This window comes from Arthrobacter sp. Dra40, from assembly GCF_059091905.1.
The window spans coordinates 1-2,987 of sequence record NZ_JBNHHB010000388.1 but is presented as its reverse complement, the minus strand read 5'-3'; the positions used below and the strand labels follow the sequence as shown (position 1 = coordinate 2,987).

Annotated in this window: 3 protein-coding genes; all 3 read left to right on the top strand. The window is 65.6% G+C overall.

The genetic code is table 11. The annotated features are described in order from the left end of the window. A partial coding sequence (locus tag AC5RWT_RS36235) for a tRNA lysidine(34) synthetase (RefSeq protein WP_494084440.1) occupies positions 1-709 on the top strand: 709 nt, incomplete at its 5' end. 15 nt (positions 710-724) lie between these two features. Beyond that, positions 725-1,276, top strand: a complete 552-nt coding sequence (hpt, locus tag AC5RWT_RS36230; protein WP_353916673.1) for a hypoxanthine phosphoribosyltransferase — start codon at positions 725-727, stop codon at positions 1,274-1,276. 156 nt (positions 1,277-1,432) lie between these two features. Then, positions 1,433-2,987: ATP-dependent zinc metalloprotease FtsH (ftsH, locus tag AC5RWT_RS36225; RefSeq protein ID WP_494084439.1), on the top strand; the 1,555-nt coding region annotated here is incomplete at its 3' end.

The following is a 2,987-nucleotide window of genomic DNA, read 5'->3' as shown; positions in this document are numbered from 1 at the left end:
GGCACTGGATGCCGCCGCGGCCGAGCTCGGCGCGGCCGCCGTGCTGCTGGGACACACACTCGACGACCAGGCCGAGCAGGTGCTGCTGGGCCTGGGCCGCGGCTCGGGCACCCGGTCGTTGGCGGGTATGCCGGAGAAGCGGGGGCTGTATCTGCGTCCGTTCCTGGCGCTGCGCCGGCAGGACACCGAGGAGATCTGCGCGATTGCCGGGCTGCAGCCCTGGCATGACCCGGCCAACAGCGATCCGCACTTTATGCGCTCCCGCATCCGGACCCGGGTGATGCCGTTCCTGGAAGAGGAGATGGGCCCCGGTGTTGCGGAAGCGCTGTGGCGTTCGGCACGGATACTGGCGGCCGACGCCGACTACCTGCAGGCGCAGGCGGCGGAAGAGTACCGGCGGGTGCGCGTCGTGACGCCGGACGGGCTGGAGCTGCGGCGCGACGGCATGGAGCAACTGCCGGCCGCCATGAAGCACCGCGTCATCGCGCTGGCAACGGCCGAACTGGGCGGCGAAAACCCAAGTTACGAACGGCTGCTGGCAGCCGAGTCGCTGCTGCGGCGCCAAGGTTCGGCGGGCCCGGTGCAGCTGGCCGGATTCGTCAGTGTCTTCCGCCGGACTGCTGCCACTGCGGTTCCCCAAGATGGCACCGGCTATGGCAATCTTGTGTTGAGAACAACTGGCCGCAGTCCCGGCCAGACAGAACGCTAGACCCGGGAGCATGTGGTGGATTCCAACGACGTCCAGGCAGACCTCAAGCACGTCCTCTACACCAAGGAGCAGATCCAGCAGCGCGTCGCCGAGCTGGCCGCACAGATCGACAAGGACTACGAAGGACGCGACCTGCTGATCGTCGGTGTCCTCAAGGGCGCGGTCATGGTCATGGCGGATTTGGCCCGGGCCTTGCACAGCCACGTCAAGATGGACTGGATGGCGGTCTCTTCCTACGGTTCCGGCACCCAGTCCTCGGGTGTGGTGCGGATCCTGAAGGACCTGGAGACGGACCTGATGGGCAAGCACGTGCTCATCGTGGAGGACATCATCGACTCCGGCCTGACCTTGTCCTGGCTGAAGACCAACTTGATCTCGCGCGGTCCGGCAAGCGTTGAAATCTGCACGCTGCTGCGCAAGCCCGATGCCGCCAAGGTGGAAATCGACGTCAAGTACGTCGGCTACGAGATCCCGAACGAGTTCGTGGTTGGCTACGGGCTGGACTACGCGGAGCGCTACCGCAACCTGGACTTTATCGGCACGCTGGCCCCGCACATTTACGAATAACCACCGCAGCGTCCCCTGCAGGTCGGGCTACGCCGAGAGGGAACTAATGGCCTCGGTCGAGCGTGAACCATGACGGACGGTGTATAGCTGTAGTAGCCCATGGGCTGCCATCACGCGCGGACAAGCAGGAGGGACGGGCGCAAGCCCCCAAGTCGCATGAAATTGAAGAACCTTTTCAAGGGACCGATCATCTGGATCGTCCTGGTCCTGGTTATCCTCCTGATCGCCGTGCCCAACCTTGCCGGCCCGCAGTCCTCCCGGGTCGATACCAGCGTGGGGCTTGGGCTGCTCCGGGACGACAAGGCAGAACAAGCCCGCATGAACGACGGCGCCCAGAGCGTTGACCTTACCTTGCGCCAGGATTTGGTCATCGACGGTGCCAACAAGGGCAAGTCCATCACCTTCTTCTACAGCCGCGACCGTGGTCCCGACATCGTGGACGCGATCAACGCCTCCAAGGTGGACACCTTCACCGACCAGCCGGTGGAGAACAACTGGTTCATGAGCTTCATCGGCCTGATCCTGCCGATCCTGATCATCGGCCTGATCTTCTGGTTCCTGCTCTCGCGCATGCAGGGCGGCGGTTCCAAGGTCATGCAGTTCGGCAAGTCCAAAGCCAAGATGATCTCCAAGGACATGCCCCAGGTGACCTTCTCCGACGTCGCCGGCGTGGACGAGGCGGTGGAGGAGCTGCACGAAATCAAGGAGTTCCTCTCCGAGCCGGCCAAGTTCCAGGCCGTGGGGGCGAAGATCCCCAAGGGTGTGCTGCTCTACGGTCCGCCCGGCACCGGCAAGACCCTGTTGGCCCGCGCCGTGGCCGGTGAGGCAGGGGTGCCGTTCTTCTCGATTTCAGGCTCCGACTTTGTGGAGATGTTCGTGGGTGTCGGCGCCTCCCGCGTCCGCGACCTGTTCGAACAGGCGAAAACCAATTCGCCGGCCATCATCTTCGTCGATGAGATCGACGCCGTCGGCCGGCACCGCGGCGCCGGCGTCGGCGGCGGCAACGACGAACGCGAACAGACGCTGAACCAGCTGCTGGTGGAAATGGACGGCTTCGACGTCAAGACGAATGTCATCCTGATTGCCGCCACCAACCGCCCCGATGTGCTGGACCCGGCGCTGCTGCGTCCGGGCCGCTTCGACCGGCAGATCGCCGTCGAAGCCCCCGACCTCGAGGGCCGCCACCAGATCCTGCAGGTGCATGCCGCCGGCAAGCCCATGGCGCCGGGCGTGGACCTGCGGTCCCTGGCCAAGCGTGCGCCGGGCTTTACCGGCGCGGACCTGGCCAACGTCCTCAACGAGGCCGCCCTGCTGACTGCGCGTTCGAACGCCCAGCTGATTGACGACCGGGCTTTGGACGAGGCCATCGACCGGGTGATGGCCGGGCCGCAGAAGCGCTCGCGTGTCATGAAGGAGCACGAGCGCAAGATCACCGCCTACCACGAAGGCGGACATGCCCTGGTGGCGGCCGCGCTGCGCTACTCCGCGCCGGTCACCAAGGTCACCATCCTCCCCCGCGGCCGCGCCCTGGGTTACACCATGGTGGTGCCCGAGGACGACAAGTATTCGGTCACCCGCAACGAGCTGCTGGACCAGCTGGCCTACGCCATGGGCGGCCGTGTCGCCGAGGAAATCGTCTTCCACGATCCGTCGACCGGTGCCTCCAACGACATCGAGAAGGCCACCGGCACGGCCCGCCAGATGGTCACCC